The organism is Tenacibaculum geojense (genome assembly GCF_042676005.1).
GTDB classification, from domain to species: Bacteria; Bacteroidota; Bacteroidia; order Flavobacteriales; family Flavobacteriaceae; genus Polaribacter; species Polaribacter geojense.
Genome location: NZ_JBHTJR010000042.1, coordinates 1 through 14,333, shown reverse-complemented (window position 1 = coordinate 14,333; position 14,333 = coordinate 1). Strand labels below are relative to the sequence as shown.

Annotated in this window: 16 protein-coding genes and 1 pseudogene; 6 read left to right on the top strand and 11 right to left on the bottom strand. The window is 29.8% G+C overall.

Going from position 1 to position 14,333, the window contains the following annotated elements; genetic code table 11:
* Positions 1-60 precede the first annotated feature (60 nt).
* The 7 genes from coaE to ACFQ1U_RS06945 form a co-directional block, all read right to left on the bottom strand.
* Positions 61-651 carry a dephospho-CoA kinase gene (coaE, locus tag ACFQ1U_RS06975; protein WP_386106722.1) on the bottom strand — a complete coding sequence of 197 codons (591 nt, stop codon included), beginning with the start codon at positions 649-651 and terminating at the stop codon, positions 61-63.
* Positions 651-1,589 carry a CdaR family protein gene (locus tag ACFQ1U_RS06970; RefSeq protein ID WP_386106720.1) on the bottom strand — a complete coding sequence of 313 codons (939 nt, stop codon included), beginning with the start codon at positions 1,587-1,589 and terminating at the stop codon, positions 651-653. The genes coaE and ACFQ1U_RS06970 overlap by 1 nt, the downstream gene beginning before the upstream one ends.
* A 79-nt stretch (positions 1,590-1,668) precedes the next feature.
* Positions 1,669-2,055 (bottom strand): lipocalin family protein, encoded by a 387-nt coding sequence (locus tag ACFQ1U_RS06965; protein ID WP_386106718.1) that lies wholly within the window; start codon positions 2,053-2,055, stop codon positions 1,669-1,671.
* Between the two features lie 90 nt (positions 2,056-2,145).
* Positions 2,146-2,457, bottom strand: coding sequence for a preprotein translocase subunit YajC (gene yajC / locus ACFQ1U_RS06960; protein WP_386106716.1), 312 nt, complete (start codon positions 2,455-2,457; stop codon positions 2,146-2,148).
* Between the two features lie 3 nt (positions 2,458-2,460).
* Positions 2,461-2,925: a DUF1573 domain-containing protein gene (locus ACFQ1U_RS06955; protein WP_386106714.1), complete on the bottom strand. Its 465-nt coding sequence runs from the start codon at positions 2,923-2,925 to the stop codon at positions 2,461-2,463.
* A gap of 56 nt (positions 2,926-2,981) precedes the next feature.
* Positions 2,982-3,920, bottom strand: coding sequence for a transcription antitermination factor NusB (nusB, locus tag ACFQ1U_RS06950; RefSeq protein ID WP_386106712.1), 939 nt, complete (start codon positions 3,918-3,920; stop codon positions 2,982-2,984).
* A 78-nt stretch (positions 3,921-3,998) separates the two neighbouring features.
* Positions 3,999-5,099: a Glu/Leu/Phe/Val family dehydrogenase gene (locus ACFQ1U_RS06945; RefSeq protein ID WP_386106710.1), complete on the bottom strand. Its 1,101-nt coding sequence runs from the start codon at positions 5,097-5,099 to the stop codon at positions 3,999-4,001.
* A gap of 192 nt (positions 5,100-5,291) precedes the next feature.
* Here ACFQ1U_RS06945 and ACFQ1U_RS06940 point away from each other — a divergent pair, with 192 nt between their 5' ends.
* Positions 5,292-7,046, top strand: a complete 1,755-nt coding sequence (locus ACFQ1U_RS06940) for an ABC transporter ATP-binding protein (RefSeq protein WP_386106707.1) — start codon at positions 5,292-5,294, stop codon at positions 7,044-7,046.
* An 81-nt stretch (positions 7,047-7,127) separates the two neighbouring features.
* Complete coding sequence (locus ACFQ1U_RS06935; RefSeq protein WP_386106705.1) at positions 7,128-7,484, top strand: PUR family DNA/RNA-binding protein; 357 nt, start codon at positions 7,128-7,130, stop codon at positions 7,482-7,484.
* Between the two features lie 120 nt (positions 7,485-7,604).
* Here ACFQ1U_RS06935 and ACFQ1U_RS06930 read toward each other — a convergent pair whose 3' ends face one another.
* The 4 genes from ACFQ1U_RS06930 to ACFQ1U_RS06915 form a co-directional block, all read right to left on the bottom strand.
* Positions 7,605-7,745, bottom strand: a complete 141-nt coding sequence (locus ACFQ1U_RS06930) for a hypothetical protein (protein WP_386106703.1) — start codon at positions 7,743-7,745, stop codon at positions 7,605-7,607.
* A gap of 121 nt (positions 7,746-7,866) precedes the next feature.
* Positions 7,867-8,895: a chorismate-binding protein gene (locus ACFQ1U_RS06925; RefSeq protein ID WP_386106701.1), complete on the bottom strand. Its 1,029-nt coding sequence runs from the start codon at positions 8,893-8,895 to the stop codon at positions 7,867-7,869.
* The gene (locus ACFQ1U_RS06920) at positions 8,892-9,743 is read right to left on the bottom strand and encodes an alpha/beta fold hydrolase (protein WP_386106699.1); all 852 of its coding nucleotides are present in this window, start codon (positions 9,741-9,743) and stop codon (positions 8,892-8,894) included. Before ACFQ1U_RS06920 ends, ACFQ1U_RS06925 begins: the two co-directional genes overlap by 4 nt.
* Positions 9,743-10,159, bottom strand: coding sequence for a PaaI family thioesterase (locus ACFQ1U_RS06915; protein ID WP_386106697.1), 417 nt, complete (start codon positions 10,157-10,159; stop codon positions 9,743-9,745). The genes ACFQ1U_RS06920 and ACFQ1U_RS06915 overlap by 1 nt, the downstream gene beginning before the upstream one ends.
* Positions 10,160-10,220: 61 nt before the next feature.
* On the opposite strand from ACFQ1U_RS06915, the gene ACFQ1U_RS06910 reads away from it, so the two are divergent.
* The 4 genes and pseudogenes from ACFQ1U_RS06910 to ACFQ1U_RS06895 all read left to right on the top strand — a co-directional run.
* The gene (locus ACFQ1U_RS06910) at positions 10,221-10,733 is read left to right on the top strand and encodes an IS1096 element passenger TnpR family protein (RefSeq protein WP_386106695.1); all 513 of its coding nucleotides are present in this window, start codon (positions 10,221-10,223) and stop codon (positions 10,731-10,733) included.
* Between the two features lie 88 nt (positions 10,734-10,821).
* Positions 10,822-11,727: an ABC transporter ATP-binding protein gene (locus tag ACFQ1U_RS06905; protein ID WP_386106693.1), complete on the top strand. Its 906-nt coding sequence runs from the start codon at positions 10,822-10,824 to the stop codon at positions 11,725-11,727.
* A 15-nt stretch (positions 11,728-11,742) separates the two neighbouring features.
* A complete protein-coding gene (locus tag ACFQ1U_RS06900; RefSeq protein ID WP_386106691.1) occupies positions 11,743-12,591 on the top strand; it encodes an ABC transporter permease in 849 nt (282 codons plus the stop codon).
* Positions 12,592-12,628: 37 nt separating this feature from the next.
* Positions 12,629-14,333: pseudogene (locus ACFQ1U_RS06895) on the top strand (hypothetical protein); the annotation flags it as partial.

Genomic DNA, 14,333 nt, shown 5'->3' with positions numbered 1-14,333 from the left:
ATTAACAAAGATAATTTATTTTTAAGAAAATTTTAAGAAGTATGTTATCAAATCTATAACTTAAAGTAGCGATTTTGTTAATTTATTATGAATTCCTAAGACTTGCTGCTCAGTAAACTGTAAATCAACATTGTACACCACATAATTAGATTGGAGTATTTTTTTGGTATCTAACCACTGATTTTTCATTCTTTGAAGTACTTCTTTTTCTGTACAATTATCTCTTTTTATAACTCTTTCAATTTTAACATTTTGTGGAGCAGTTACCGTTATTATTTTATCACATAAAACATTACTCCCATTTTCAAATAAAATCGCATTTTCATACAAAATATACTCTTTATCTCTATTACTAGCAATAAAATCCTGAAAATGTTGATGCACAACCGGATGCACTATACTATTTAACAACGCCAGTTTTTCTTTATCATTAAAAACTATAGATGCTAAAAAAGGCCTATTTAACTGATTATTCTCATACACCTCTTCTGTAAAATTAGCGATAAGCTGTTGTTTAATTACTGTTGATGTATTCATCAACTGTTTTGCTTCAATATCTGCAAAATAAACGGCTACATTAGGCTGCTTGGCAAACATTTTAACAACTGTTGTTTTTCCGCTTCCTATTCCTCCTGTTACACCTACTACCATTATTTATAAATTAAAAAATCAATTTTAGAAGGCACTATTCTTATGTTAGATATAATATCAGGTCTTGTCATTAATCTTGGCTCCATATAATTTAAATCATTCGCTTTAGCAATACTGTAATCACAAACAACTTTAAATGAATTTTCTGTCACTTTGTTAAAGTCTTTTAATCCAACTTTAAATATTACTTTAACTTTTTTAGGAAACATATTAATTGTCATCCCTACAGGTTTATTTACAATTTCAACAGGAACTTCAACCTCTCCTTCTGTAAATTTATCAACAGAAATTTTTACCGTTACCTCATTGGTATTAATTTTAATTTTTTCTGATGATTTTGGTAAAACCAACGTTAACTTTTTTTCTATATTTTCTGAAACATTTTCTGCCTCAAATAAGTTTGTGCTTATTGAAGTTATTTCTTCTAATTGTAACTCTGGTCCAGAAATACTTACCTCAGATGGCAAAACCTCCATTGATTTAGCAATATCATACCCTAATTGATATTGAATAGCTAAATTAGGAACCACAGGTACTTTTTTGGTAGATAAGCTACCTAATTTTAAAAAAATTGTATCTTTTAGAACCTCCTCTAACACCAATCCAGAACGTAATTGCTTTTGAATTACTCCTGTTTGTTGAGCCGGTAAAAAGTAATAATCTGACTTAGATTTCGATTTTAAATTATTGGCAAATAGCTCAATGTTTCTTTTTGAAAAATTTTCTGAAAGCAACTCAAAACCGCTTCCTTTTACCTGTAAATCTATCTCTTTTAAAGGTGCTTCTTGAAGTATTTTATTTTGCGCTAAAGATTCATAAGAAACATTATAAGTGATTACCGAACTATATTCTTTAGACAAGTTGATAAGCAACCACATTAAAAAAGAAGCGCCTAGAAAACTAAAAAAAACTTTAGGTATGTTAAACTTTGTTTTCAATATAAATTTTTAATGCAATCTAGTTAAAAAGAAAAAAGTGAGCAAAATGCTCACTTTTTATTTTATAAATTTTCACTTATTATTTTCTTTTATAAACTGATGTCCCAATGGTAAAAGTATTGTTGTTGTCAGAAAAAATAAATTCAATGCGATCCGGGTTATCATTATCAGAAGCTATAAACTCATAAGTATTTGATCCTACGTTCTCCCATGTACCATTATAATCAAAATCATTTATACAAGTACCATCTGTATCATCAATAATACCAATGCTTCTATAAGTTCCATCTGTAGAAAATGTAAAGGTAGATTCTTTTCTACAATCAGACTCTTCTACTCCATCTTCAGAAAATGGGTACCATATTCCTACTAATGGATCTCTTTGTTGAGTATCATTATCATCTTGACAAGATGTTACTACTATTAACATTAAAAAAATTGCTAAACCTTTAATTACTTGTTTCATATGCTTATTATTAATCATTTTCTTTTTTTAATTTTTACTATTAAAAAAGTGAGCAAAATGCTCACTTTTTATTTTTATAAATATAGCTAGTTATTTAGCTTGGTTTACTTTTCTGGTTAATTCCATGGAAATTGCAGCTCTTTCAAAACGAATTTTACCTGCTCCTGTTTCTATAACAACAGTGTTATTTTTCTCATTAATTTCTGCAATAGTACCATGAATACCGCTACCTGTTACTACTTTTGCTCCTTTTTTAATTTCTAACTGAAATTGTTTTTCTTTCTTTTGACGAGACATTTGTGGTCTAATCATAAAAAAATACAAAACGGCAATCATAGCTACAAAAGGTAACATACTTAATAAACCTCCTGTTTCTGCTTGTAAAAATATTACTTGTAACATAAATTATTGTGCGCTTTTTGGAGTTACCATTCCGGTAATCTTAACGGTCTCTAAACCTCTTGCCGTATTAGTATATAATGTTACAGTTTTACTTTGTTTGTTAGGCTTACCAGCTGTATTAAACTTTACTGCTATTTCTCCTGTTTCTCCTGGCGCAATAGGTTCTTTTGGCCATGTTGGTACGGTACAACCACAAGTTGCTTTTGCATTGGTAATTACAAGGTTAGATTTACCAGTATTAGTTAACGTGAAAGTAGTTTCTACAACGTCGCCTTCTGCAACCTTTCCAAAATTATATTCTTCTTTATCAAAGCTTATAACTGGTGCTCCTTTTTTTATTTCATTATCTCTCTCTACAGCTTTTGCTACATTTTCATCTTTAATTTTTGATGCTGCATTTGACTTTTCACACGAAACAAATACACCTGCCGATACTAAAAACGCTAAAGTTAATATTAGTTTTTTCATTGTTTAATTAAATTTTAAAGCTATAAAAATACATATTTTAGTTAATAACAAGAAGATTAAATTAAACCTCTTCCCATTTTAACCATTTTATTATTCTCTTGATAATCTTTTGATAATTTATCTAAAACTCCATTTATAAAATAACCACTTTTTTCTGTTGAGTAATCTTTAGCTAACTCAATATACTCATTAATAGTTACTTTACTTGGTATAGATGGGAAATGTAAAAATTCTGTAATAGCCATTTTTATTAAAATCATATCTATTTCAGCAATTCTATCTGCTTCCCAATTTGGTGTTTTTTCTTTTATATCATCATTGTACTTATGATGATTTAACATTGTTTTGTTAAATAAATTCCCAACAAAATCTTTATCCTCTTGATCTTTGTATAAAGATCCTAAAATAAATGGATTTTTAGGACTTTGTTTGTTTAATGATTTTACAACCCATGTATTTACAAACGGAATATCATCTACCCAAGAAATCATAACATCTTCATAATAATCTGCTATTTTCTCATTAGGCGCAATAATTTCTTTAAAAAAGTTAACTACAAAAGTTCTATCTTCATTAAAGTTATTATCTTTAGAAGTCATGTATTTACCATATAAATCACTATCCAATAACTGATCTAACACAATTTTCACATAGTCATCATTTAAATACCAATTATCTAATTTATTCAACTCTAAATAACCTTCTAAACTTACGCTATCCGCTAATAAATTTATAAGTCTGTTATCTACAAATTTGGTATTTGGTTGAAGTTCTTCTTGAGTTGCTAAGATTTTCTTTTTAGATAATTCTAGTCGCTTCTTGGCTAGTTTTTGGACTTCAATGATTAATTGAAGGTTTAATACATACAAATCAAACATTTTTTGAATGCTATGCTTTAAAAACTTTTCTTCTTTAACCAAATCATCACTATGTGATTGCTGCATAGCATATACAGACTGCATTACTTTAACACGAATATGTCTTCTATTAATCATCTTGAAAGAACTTTAAAAAAAAGAGCGATAGATGAATTTCTAACGCTCTGCAAAAATAAAACTTATTTTGTTTTTAGTCTAGCTATTTTTCTCTTTTTTACGTGCATCAATTCTAGCTTGAGCTATATTAAATGCTGCTTGATGAGTTGTGATATTTTCTTTTTCAGAAAGACTGAAAATTTCTAATGTAGTATTGTAAATATTTTCTGTTTTACGTAAACTTTCAGCTTTGTCATAACCTTCAATTTCTGCATATACATTTATAATACCTCCTGCATTAATTAAGAAATCTGGTGCATAAGCAATTCCTTTGTCTCTTAACATTTTTCCATGTTTAAGCTCGTCTGCTAATTGATTGTTTGCTGCTCCGGCAATAACCTGAGCTTTTAATTGACCAATTGTAGCATCATTTACTGTTGCTCCTAAAGCACATGGTGCGTAAATATCAATATCTAAACCAAATATATCATTCCCTAATACAACATTTGCATTGTATTTCTTACTTAATTCTTCTAAACGAGCTTCGTTAATATCATTTAAAATAACTTGAGCTCCTTCATCAGTGATATGTTTTACTAAAGTTTCTCCAACATGACCAACACCCTGAACTAAAACTTTTTTTCCTGCTAAGTTTTCAGTACCAAATTTATATTTAGCAGCTGCTTTCATTCCCATATAAACACCGTAAGCTGTTACTGGAGATGGATTTCCAGAACCTCCAATTGACTCAGAAACACCAGTTACATGAGGAGTTACTTCACGAATGATATCCATATCACGAGTTTCCATACCAACATCTTCAGCAGTTATATATTTACCGCTTAAAGAATTAACATACTCTCCAAACTTACGCATTAAAGCATCGTTCTTTTGAGTTTTAGCATCACCAATAATTACAGCTTTACCTCCACCTAAATTTAAACCAGTTACTGCTGATTTGTAAGTCATTCCACGAGATAAACGTAAAACATCATTTAATGCTTCCCATTCACTTTTATATTGCCACATACGAGTACCACCTAATGCAGGGCCTAAAGTTGTATTATGTATACCAATAATTGCTTTTAAACCTGTATCTTCGTCGTTACAAAAAACGATTTGTTCGTGACCGTCAAAAGATAGTTGCCCAAAAACTGGATCGTTTTTAAGGTCTTTAGTATCAATGATTTCCGATATCATATGTTGTTTGTTTTTGATTGATGGAAATTTGTTTTTCCTCAAATTTTACCCAGCAAAAATAAGAAATTCGTAAATCATACACAAAAATAGGCCTCTAAATTGTAATATTTTTAACAACAAGCATTTTAACGTTTAAAAATTCACAACAAAATAAACTAAAGTTTAACAAAAAAACATTTTAAACTACTAACATTGAAAGCTTTACAATACTTAAACAAATTTTTCATAAAATATAAGTGGCGCTTACTATTAGGAATTATTATCACAGTTTTATCAAAAATTCTTTCGTTAAAGATTCCTGAAATAATAAAAAACTCCCTTAACGTAGTTGAAGATTATGTTAAAGGGAACACTAATAATTTAGAAAATGTTAAACATGAACTCTTAATTAATATTCTTTTAATTGTTGGCGTTACACTACTTGCTGGTTTTTTTACATTTTTAATGAGACAAACTATAATTGTAGTATCAAGATTGATAGAGTTTGATTTAAAAAATGAAATATATCAACAGTACCAAAGATTATCCCTAAACTTTTACAAGAAAAACAGAACTGGGGATTTAATGAATCGTATTTCTGAAGATGTTTCTAAAGTACGAATGTATTTTGGACCAGCCATCATGTATTCATTAAACATGGTTGTATCTTTTATAATTGGTTTTACTCAAATGATAAAAGCTGATGTTACTTTAACATTATACACATTAATACCATTTCCTATATTATCTGTATCTATATTCCTACTAAGCAAACAGATTAATAAAAAAACATCTATTGTTCAGCAATATTTATCAAAACTAACAACATTTAATCAAGAATTCTTTTCAGGTATTAGTGTTGTAAAATCTTACGCTATTGAAAACACCGTAATAGATAGCTTTGATGAACTTGCCGATGAAACGAAAGATAAAAACATAGAACTTTCTAAAGTACAAGCATTGTTTTTCCCGTTAATGATTTTACTAATTGGTTTTAGTAATGTTTTAGTATTGTACATTGGCGGAAAACAATACATAGCTGGTGAGATCAGAATAGGTGTAATTGCCGAGTTTATATTATATGTAAATATTTTAACATGGCCTGTTGCTATTGTTGGTTGGGTTACCTCTATTGTTCAGCAAGCAGAAGCATCTCAACAACGTATTAATGAATTTTTACAACAAGTACCAGAAGTAATAAACAACAACAATAATCCTATTCAAATTAATGGAAAAGTAACCTTTAAAAATGTTACATTAATTTATGATGACACTGGAATTAAAGCTCTAAACAATATAAGTTTTGAGGTAAACGAAGGAGAAACCATCGCTATTCTAGGAAAAACAGGAAGCGGTAAATCCACCATAGTTAATTTAGTATCTAGACTTTATGATGCTACCCAAGGAACTGTTTTTATAGATGATACGCCAATTACCGAGTGTAATATAGATGCTATTAGACATCAAATAGGCTTTGTACCACAAGACCCTTTCTTGTTCTCAGATACTATTGAAAATAATATTAAGTTTGGAAAAGAGGACGCATCAGAAGAGGAAATCATACAAGCAGCTAAAGATGCTGTCATTCATACTAATATTATAGACTTTAAAGAAGGATATAAAACAATACTTGGTGAACGTGGTGTTACCTTATCTGGCGGTCAAAAACAAAGAACCTCTATTGCTAGAGCTATTATAAAAAATCCAAAAATTTTAATTTTTGACGATTGTTTATCTGCTGTAGATACTGAAACTGAAGAAAAAATACTCTCTAATTTAAACAGAGTTTCTAAAAACAAAACAACTTTTATAATTAGTCATCGTGTATCATCTGCCAAAAATGCAGATAAGATTATTGTTTTAGAAGACGGAAACATTATTCAGCAAGGAACTCATAATCAACTAATAACATTAGAAGGCTATTATAAAAACCTATATGAACAACAACTTTTAGAGAAAGAAAATTAAGGTTTCTCATTGTCACGTAAAATATTTTGTTAGATTTGTTGTAAAAATGTAACATAACCTAAAGTTTTTAAGACAAGAATTATGAGCGAGCGAGTTGAACAAGAAGAAATTTTTTCACAGGTTTTAAGAGCAGGAAGAAGAACTTATTTTTTTGATGTAAGATCTACAAAAGCTGATGACTATTATTTAACTGTGACTGAAAGTAAAAAGTTTACACATGAAGACGGTTCATTTCACTACCAAAAACACAAAATATATCTTTACAAAGAAGACTTTAACGACTTCAAAGATATGTTAAACAAAGCTACAGAGTACATTGTTAATGAAAAAGGAAGTGAAGTAATTAGTGAACGTCATCAAAAAGATTACAAAAAAGAAGAAGCACTAGAAGCTGCTACAACTGAAAGCTTTACAGATGTTTCTTTTGAAGATATTTAAAACTAAAAATTGACAAAAGTTTATCAACTAATGAACTTTTGCCAAAATTTTAATTCAAATTCAATTTACACAATAAAAAACCACTGACTATTTTTAGTCTGTGGTTTTTTTAGTTGTAAATTATACAATGTCTTCTTGTAAAGTTTCGTCTTTCTCTACTATTGATAAATCTTCATTGTTAGCAGAAAAAACTCTACCTACTCTACTATTCAGCTTATCATCATAAGCTGCAAATCTTAAATTATGTTTTTTAAAAAGCATAGCAATAGTGTTTATAATTAGTAAAAAATCCCTCTTTTGCAAAACTACTGATAATTAAAGGATTTTTATGTTACTAAAACACTAAAAACAAGTTATTTAACAAAAAAATAAGGTTTTCCCCCTAAAGCACCCGTTTAATCACCCTACTTTTAGCCATGGTTTCCTCCCATTCTAACGCTGGATTACTATCTTTTGTTATTCCTCCTCCAATATATAAACTTGCGCTATTATCAAACAACTGCATACATCTTAAATTTACAAATAATTGTGATGACTCTTCTAAATTTAACTCACCTAAAAAACCGGTGTAAAATTGTCTTGAATACCCTTCATTATGTAAAATAAAAGTTTTTGCCTCTTTAGTAGGAAAACCACAAACTGCAGGTGTTGGATGCAAGGCTTTAATTAAGGATTTTAAATCCGATCTTAAAACACCAGAAATAGTTGTTTTTAAATGTAGTAAACTACCTGCTCTTACTGTTTCTTGATCTCCAACATATATATTTTCACATATGATTTTTAAATTTTCTTCAATATAATCAGTTACTAGCTGTTGTTCATCTTTCTCTTTACTTCCCCAAATAATTTCTTTGCCTTCAATATACACTTGAGTTCCTGCCAAAGACATTGTTTCAAATCTGTTCTGATTAATTTTAACTAAAGTCTCTGGTGTTGCTCCAAGCCACATGCCTACTTTTGGATGATACCATAAATAAACAAAAGCATTAGGGTAAGCTGATAATAGATTGCTAAATAAAGTAACGGGATTGTATTGCCCTGCAACCTGTTCTTCTCTTGATAATACAACTTTCTTAAAAAGTTGCTGATGAATAGCAGAAATACCCTTTTCAACTATATTAATATGCTTTTTTTTAGCATTTTCATCAAAAGAAATATATGGGTGTGAATTTTCAAACGGCTGAACCAAAAGTTCTTCTTTTACAAAGTCTGATGATTCTTCTGGTATTAAAATAGCGTTATCATCAAATTCAAATGGCGCAAATACAAAGCCTTTATCATTTAATTGTGTTTTATGTAAAATATCATTCTTCTGAAAAAAAGCTTTTACTTCTACATCCTCTTTCTTCTTATAAGCTACAAAAGGTAACTTGTTTTCTAAATGTTTTTCTATTTTATATAATAAACTCAATCTAATAAATTTAAAATTTGCTGCTTAATTAAAGTAAACTCTGTCCAAACTAATTCATGTCCAACATCATCAATAGTTATAAGACTCATTTTATCTTTTGGAAATACTTTTTTAAGTTGTAATGAATTAGCATAAGGAACAATCCAATCAGGTTTTCCATGAATACTAACTACTGAATTCGGTGTATTCTGCCAATCATCTTCAAAATTAAGCAAATCTTTTGGGTGTGATATTTTTTCTTTAGAAGCCTGTTTCCATACAAATGGAACCAACCATCTAGTTAGTTTAGATTTATAAAAACTTAACATCCATGGAGTAACTTCATAATCACTATACAACGCAGGAGCTAATAAAACTACTTTTTTCACTGGTTGCTTTAACGACAAAGCTATAGGACCTCCAAAAGAATATCCAACAACAATAGTATTTGAAAAATTTTTGTTTTTTAAAATATACTGAAGCATTTTATTTTCAAAAGCAATACTCTCTTGTACCGTGTCTTTACTCTTAAAATTATAACCTACCCTATCATAAGCTATCATATTTGCTTTAGACTGTAAGGTACTATCCGACAAATAAGTTTTAAAATCAGCTAAAGAACCAATTGTTCCGTGGATAAAAACAATAGTTGGCTTTAAAGAATCTGATTGTACTTCTATTTTTCTAAACTTAAACCCGTTAAAACTATCGTGAGTTAACACAGGGTTTACCAAACTATTATTGAAAGACTTTAAAATATCGTCATCTGATTTAGGCTGAGAAAAATAGATAAAAGCTACATAAGCAACTATCAATAACGATAATAAAAAATACGCCGTTATCTTTGATATTTTATACAAACTAGGCATTATTTTTTATCCAAAATAATGTTTGTGATTTTACACAATGATATCAAGTTATTATCTTCATCAACAATTCTAACCTCCCATAAATGAGTTGTTCTTCCTTTATGAATTGCTTTCGCAGTAGCAAAAACCTCTCCTTCTTTTTTACTTTTTACATGATTTATACTTAACTCAATGCCTTTAACTACTTTTTTAGTAGTATCTGAAAAGAAAGCTGATGCAGAACTTCCAACCGTTTCCGCCAAAGCAGCAGTAGCTCCCCCGTGTAAAATACCATATGGTTGATAAACTCTAGAATTTACGGGCATTTTTGCTGTTAAAAAATCATCTCCTACATCTACAAACTCAATTTCAAGAGTTTCCATCAATGTATCTTTATTATAGCTATTAAATTTCTGTAAGATTTCTTGTTTATCCATTAATTTGGTAGTTAGAATAGCAAAAATACGTATTTTTGTCGGTACCAAAAACCAAGAAATCATGTATAAAGTACGCGCAATTTTAGACACTAAAGAAGATGTTTTAAGAACCCTTTTAATAGATGAAAACAAATCTTTAGAACATTTACATACTGAAATTGCTAAAGCTTTTGGTTTTGACGGTCAAGAAATGGCTTCGTTTTATACTGCCGATAATGAATGGAATCAAGGAGAAGAAATACCTTTATTTAGTATGGCAGAAGCCGGCGAGGGAATTTCAATGGCTAATGCGATCTTAAAACATACACTTCCTCAAACACATGATAAATTAATTTATGTGTATGATTTTTTTAATATGTGGACTTTTTATGTAGAAGTAATTGAAATTTCTGACGAACAAATTACTGAGCCTAAAGTGATTTTATCTTTTGGAACTGTTCCAGATGAAGCTCCAGAAAAAAACTTTGAAAACACTAGTTTATCAGATGATTTTGATGATGAATTTGATGACTTTAACGATGATGGTTTTGATGAATTTGATAGCTTAGATGACTTAGATTTAGATAGTATTTAATCTACTATCAATACATAATTCTCCAAAAAGTAAGTAACATTTTGGTATATTGTTCGTCGTATAATAAACCGACTAAACAACTTAGCCTTTGGAAACTGTACTTACTATTAAAAATTTACACAAAAAATTTGGCAATATACATGCCGTAAATAATTTATCTTTTGAAATAAAAAAAGGAACTGTTTATGGCATATTAGGTCCAAATGGTAGTGGAAAATCAACTACATTAGGAATTATATTAAATGTAGTTAATAAAACATCTGGAGAATTTTTCTGGTTTGATGGTTCTTTATCTACACATCAAGCTTTAAAAAAAGTGGGAGCTATCATAGAAAGACCCAACTTCTACCCATACATGACAGCGGTTCAAAACCTTGAACTTATCTGTAAAATAAAAGGTGTTCCTAAAAATAAAATTGAAGAAAAATTAAAAACCGTAAACCTTTTTGAAAGAAGGCATAGCAAGTTTAAAACATATTCTTTAGGAATGAAGCAACGCTTAGCTATCGCTTCCGCTCTTTTAAATGATCCTGAGATTTTAATTTTAGACGAACCAACTAACGGTTTAGATCCACAAGGAATTCATGAAATTCGTGAGATTATAAGAAAAATTGCAGCAAATGGAACCACTATTTTACTAGCTTCACATTTATTAGATGAAGTAGAAAAAGTATGTAGTCACGTTGTAGTTATTAGAAATGGGGTAAAACTTTATGACGGAAGAGTAGATAACATGATCGCTTCTAACGGAGTAATTGAAGTAAAAACTGATGACGATCAAGACAAACTTGTTAATATACTGAAAAACCATCATGATGTTGCTGCTGTTAATGTTGAAGACGATTTAGTTATAGCTAGATTAGAAAATGAAATTCCTGCTTCAAAAATCAATACATTTTTATTTGAAAACGGAATTCCAGTATCACATTTAGTTAGAAGAAAACTAAGTTTAGAGCAGCAATTCCTAGAATTAACAAGCAACAACAACCACTAACCAAAAACACTATTTATGCTACGATTATTAGATATTGAATTTCACAAAATAAAACACAACCGAGCAAGCAGAATTTTATCATTAGTCTATTTTGGACTTTTAGCTTCTATAGCATTAATAGCCGCTATTAAGTTTGATATTGGTCCTGTTAAATTCCATTTAGCAGAACAAGGTATTTTTAACTTCCCTTATGTTTGGCATTTTAACTCATATATGGCTGCTATTTTTAAGTTTTTCTTACTCTTAGTAATTGTATCTATGATGGCTAACGAATACAGTTATAAAACACTAAAACAAAACTTGATAGACGGCCTAAGTAAAAAAGAATTTATACTTTCTAAATTTTACACCGTAATTTTATTTGCTGCTATTTCAACAGTATTTGTATTTGGAGTATCATTAATTTTAGGTTTAATATACTCTGACTTTAACGAGATTGGAATCATTTTTTCTGAACTCGAATACTTATTAGCCTTTTTTGTAAAATTAGTTGGTTTTTTCTCATTCGGACTTTTCTTAGGTATATTAATTAAAAGATCTGCCTTTGCTGTTGCAGGAATGGTAGTTTGGTTAATTATTGAAAGTATTTTTAAAGGCTTCTTATACTGGAATTACCGTCATTTAAAATTTGATGCTTCAGAAAAAGTTGATGCCATAATGCAGTTTTTACCTTTAGAAGCCATGGCAAACCTTATCAAAGAACCTTTTTCTAGATTAGGAGCTGTAAGATCTGTAGCAAAACAAATTGGCGAAACCGTTGTAAAAGACTACTCTGTAAGCATACTTAACATAGCTATCGTATTATTTTGGATCGCAGTATTTATTTACGCATCTTATGCATTACTGAAAAAGAGAGATTTGTAATTTATTTTGGTATTTTTGACAGAATCAATTACCAAAAATGAAAAAACTACTATTATTACTACTTATATATCCATTATTTGTATCAGCTCAAAAACAAGCAAACGTATGGTATTTTGGAAGAAATGCTGGAATAGATTTTAGCACAGGTACTCCAAGTGCTATTACTAATGGACAAATAAATACTTTAGAAGGTTGCTCTTCATTTTCAGATGAAGATGGCAACCTTTTATTTTATTCTGATGGTGTTACTGTTTGGAACAAGAATCATCAAACTATGCAATACACAAACGGTAATCTTGCAAATAATCTAAGAGGAAATCCATCAAGCACACAATCTGGTATGATCATTCCAAAACCTAATTCCTCTAATATTTATTATCTTTTCACTGTAGATGATGGACCTGGCACAAATAATATAAGTTTAGGGTTTAATTTATACACTATTGACATGAGTTTAAATAGTGGACTTGGAGCACTTATTGACGAAGATAATGATGGACAATTTTTTGAAAACCTTTCTTTTGGAAGAGAAATTGATTGGACTGAAAAAGTTGCTGCTGTTAGGGGTGCAGAATGTAATACATATTGGGTTGTTTCTGTTGTACAAAATCAATTTTACGCATATAAAATAGATCAAAATGGAGTTGATCTAACTCCTGTTATTTCTACAGTTAACAACTTTATGTCAAGAAGAGGGTATCTTAAACTCTCTCCTGATGGAACAAAATTAGCTGTAGCAAATCAAGCTGGAAGCTCGTATGTTTTTAGTTTTAATTCAATGACAGGAGAAGTTTCTAATGATGGAGTTTCCTTAACAAATTTTTTAGATGGAGAACCTTATGGTGCTGAGTTTTCAGTTGATTCTCAGAAATTATATATAAGTACAGTTTCCGGGTTTAGAGACACCATGACCGATCCTCCTACCACATACACCCTTTTTCAATTTGATTTATCTCAAATAAACATACCAAGTACAAAAAGTATCGTTCATCAGCAAACACCTGGTTTTAGAGGAGGATTACAACTCGGTCCTGATGGTAAAATATATGCTACTATTCCATTGGCTTATAACGATCCGACCGGTGATGCTAGATTTCTCGATGTCATAGAAAATCCCAACGATAATGCAGCTGATGTAATTTTTACGAAAAATGCTATTGACCTAGACGGTAGACTTTCAACTCAGGGGCTTCCTCCTTTTATTTCTTCTTTATTATTACCAATAGAAATTATAGATGTAGCTACTAACCAAAGTATTAACAACCAAAACCTTCAGTTGTGTACTGGAAATTTCATTGAAATTAATCCAGAACCTGTAACAGGAAATAATATTACATACGAATGGATTTTCGATAACGGTATTACTCAAAACACAATAAGTTCCTCTCCCAACTTAACAATTTCTAATTTAAGCAATAACGATAATGGTAACTACACATTAACTGTAAACTTAGTTGATGATTGTGGAAATATAACAAAACTTGAAGGAACTTTCAATATTGAAGTTTATGAAGCTGCCTCTGCTAATTCGGTTAATAATATTTCGTTTTGTGACACAGATAATGATGGTTTCAATGCGTTTGATTTAGAGGCAGATGTTACTCCACAAGTTTTAGCTGCTCAAGACCCTAATCAGTTTGAAGTACTATACTTCTTAAATCAATCTGATGCCGATAATAATAACACAGCAAATGCACTGCCTAATCCTTACACAAATCCAACTCCTTTTAGCTCACAAACTA

Excerpts from the sequence above, each read along its gene's own strand:
- coaE (WP_386106722.1), bottom strand. The coding sequence starts at position 651 with ATGGTAGTAGGTGTAACAGGAGGAATAGGAAGCGGAAAAACAACAGTT.
- ACFQ1U_RS06965 (WP_386106718.1), bottom strand. The coding sequence starts at position 2,055 with ATGAAACAAGTAATTAAAGGTTTAGCAATTTTTTTAATGTTAATAGTA.
- yajC (WP_386106716.1), bottom strand. The coding sequence starts at position 2,457 with ATGTTACAAGTAATATTTTTACAAGCAGAAACAGGAGGTTTATTAAGT.
- ACFQ1U_RS06955 (WP_386106714.1), bottom strand. The coding sequence starts at position 2,925 with ATGAAAAAACTAATATTAACTTTAGCGTTTTTAGTATCGGCAGGTGTA.
- nusB (WP_386106712.1), bottom strand. The coding sequence starts at position 3,920 with ATGATTAATAGAAGACATATTCGTGTTAAAGTAATGCAGTCTGTATAT.
- ACFQ1U_RS06945 (WP_386106710.1), bottom strand. The coding sequence starts at position 5,099 with ATGATATCGGAAATCATTGATACTAAAGACCTTAAAAACGATCCAGTT.
- ACFQ1U_RS06935 (WP_386106705.1), top strand. The coding sequence starts at position 7,128 with ATGAGCGAGCGAGTTGAACAAGAAGAAATTTTTTCACAGGTTTTAAGA.
- ACFQ1U_RS06930 (WP_386106703.1), bottom strand. The coding sequence starts at position 7,745 with ATGCTTTTTAAAAAACATAATTTAAGATTTGCAGCTTATGATGATAAG.
- ACFQ1U_RS06920 (WP_386106699.1), bottom strand. The coding sequence starts at position 9,743 with ATGCCTAGTTTGTATAAAATATCAAAGATAACGGCGTATTTTTTATTA.
- ACFQ1U_RS06915 (WP_386106697.1), bottom strand. The coding sequence starts at position 10,159 with ATGGATAAACAAGAAATCTTACAGAAATTTAATAGCTATAATAAAGAT.
- ACFQ1U_RS06910 (WP_386106695.1), top strand. The coding sequence starts at position 10,221 with ATGTATAAAGTACGCGCAATTTTAGACACTAAAGAAGATGTTTTAAGA.
- ACFQ1U_RS06900 (WP_386106691.1), top strand. The coding sequence starts at position 11,743 with ATGCTACGATTATTAGATATTGAATTTCACAAAATAAAACACAACCGA.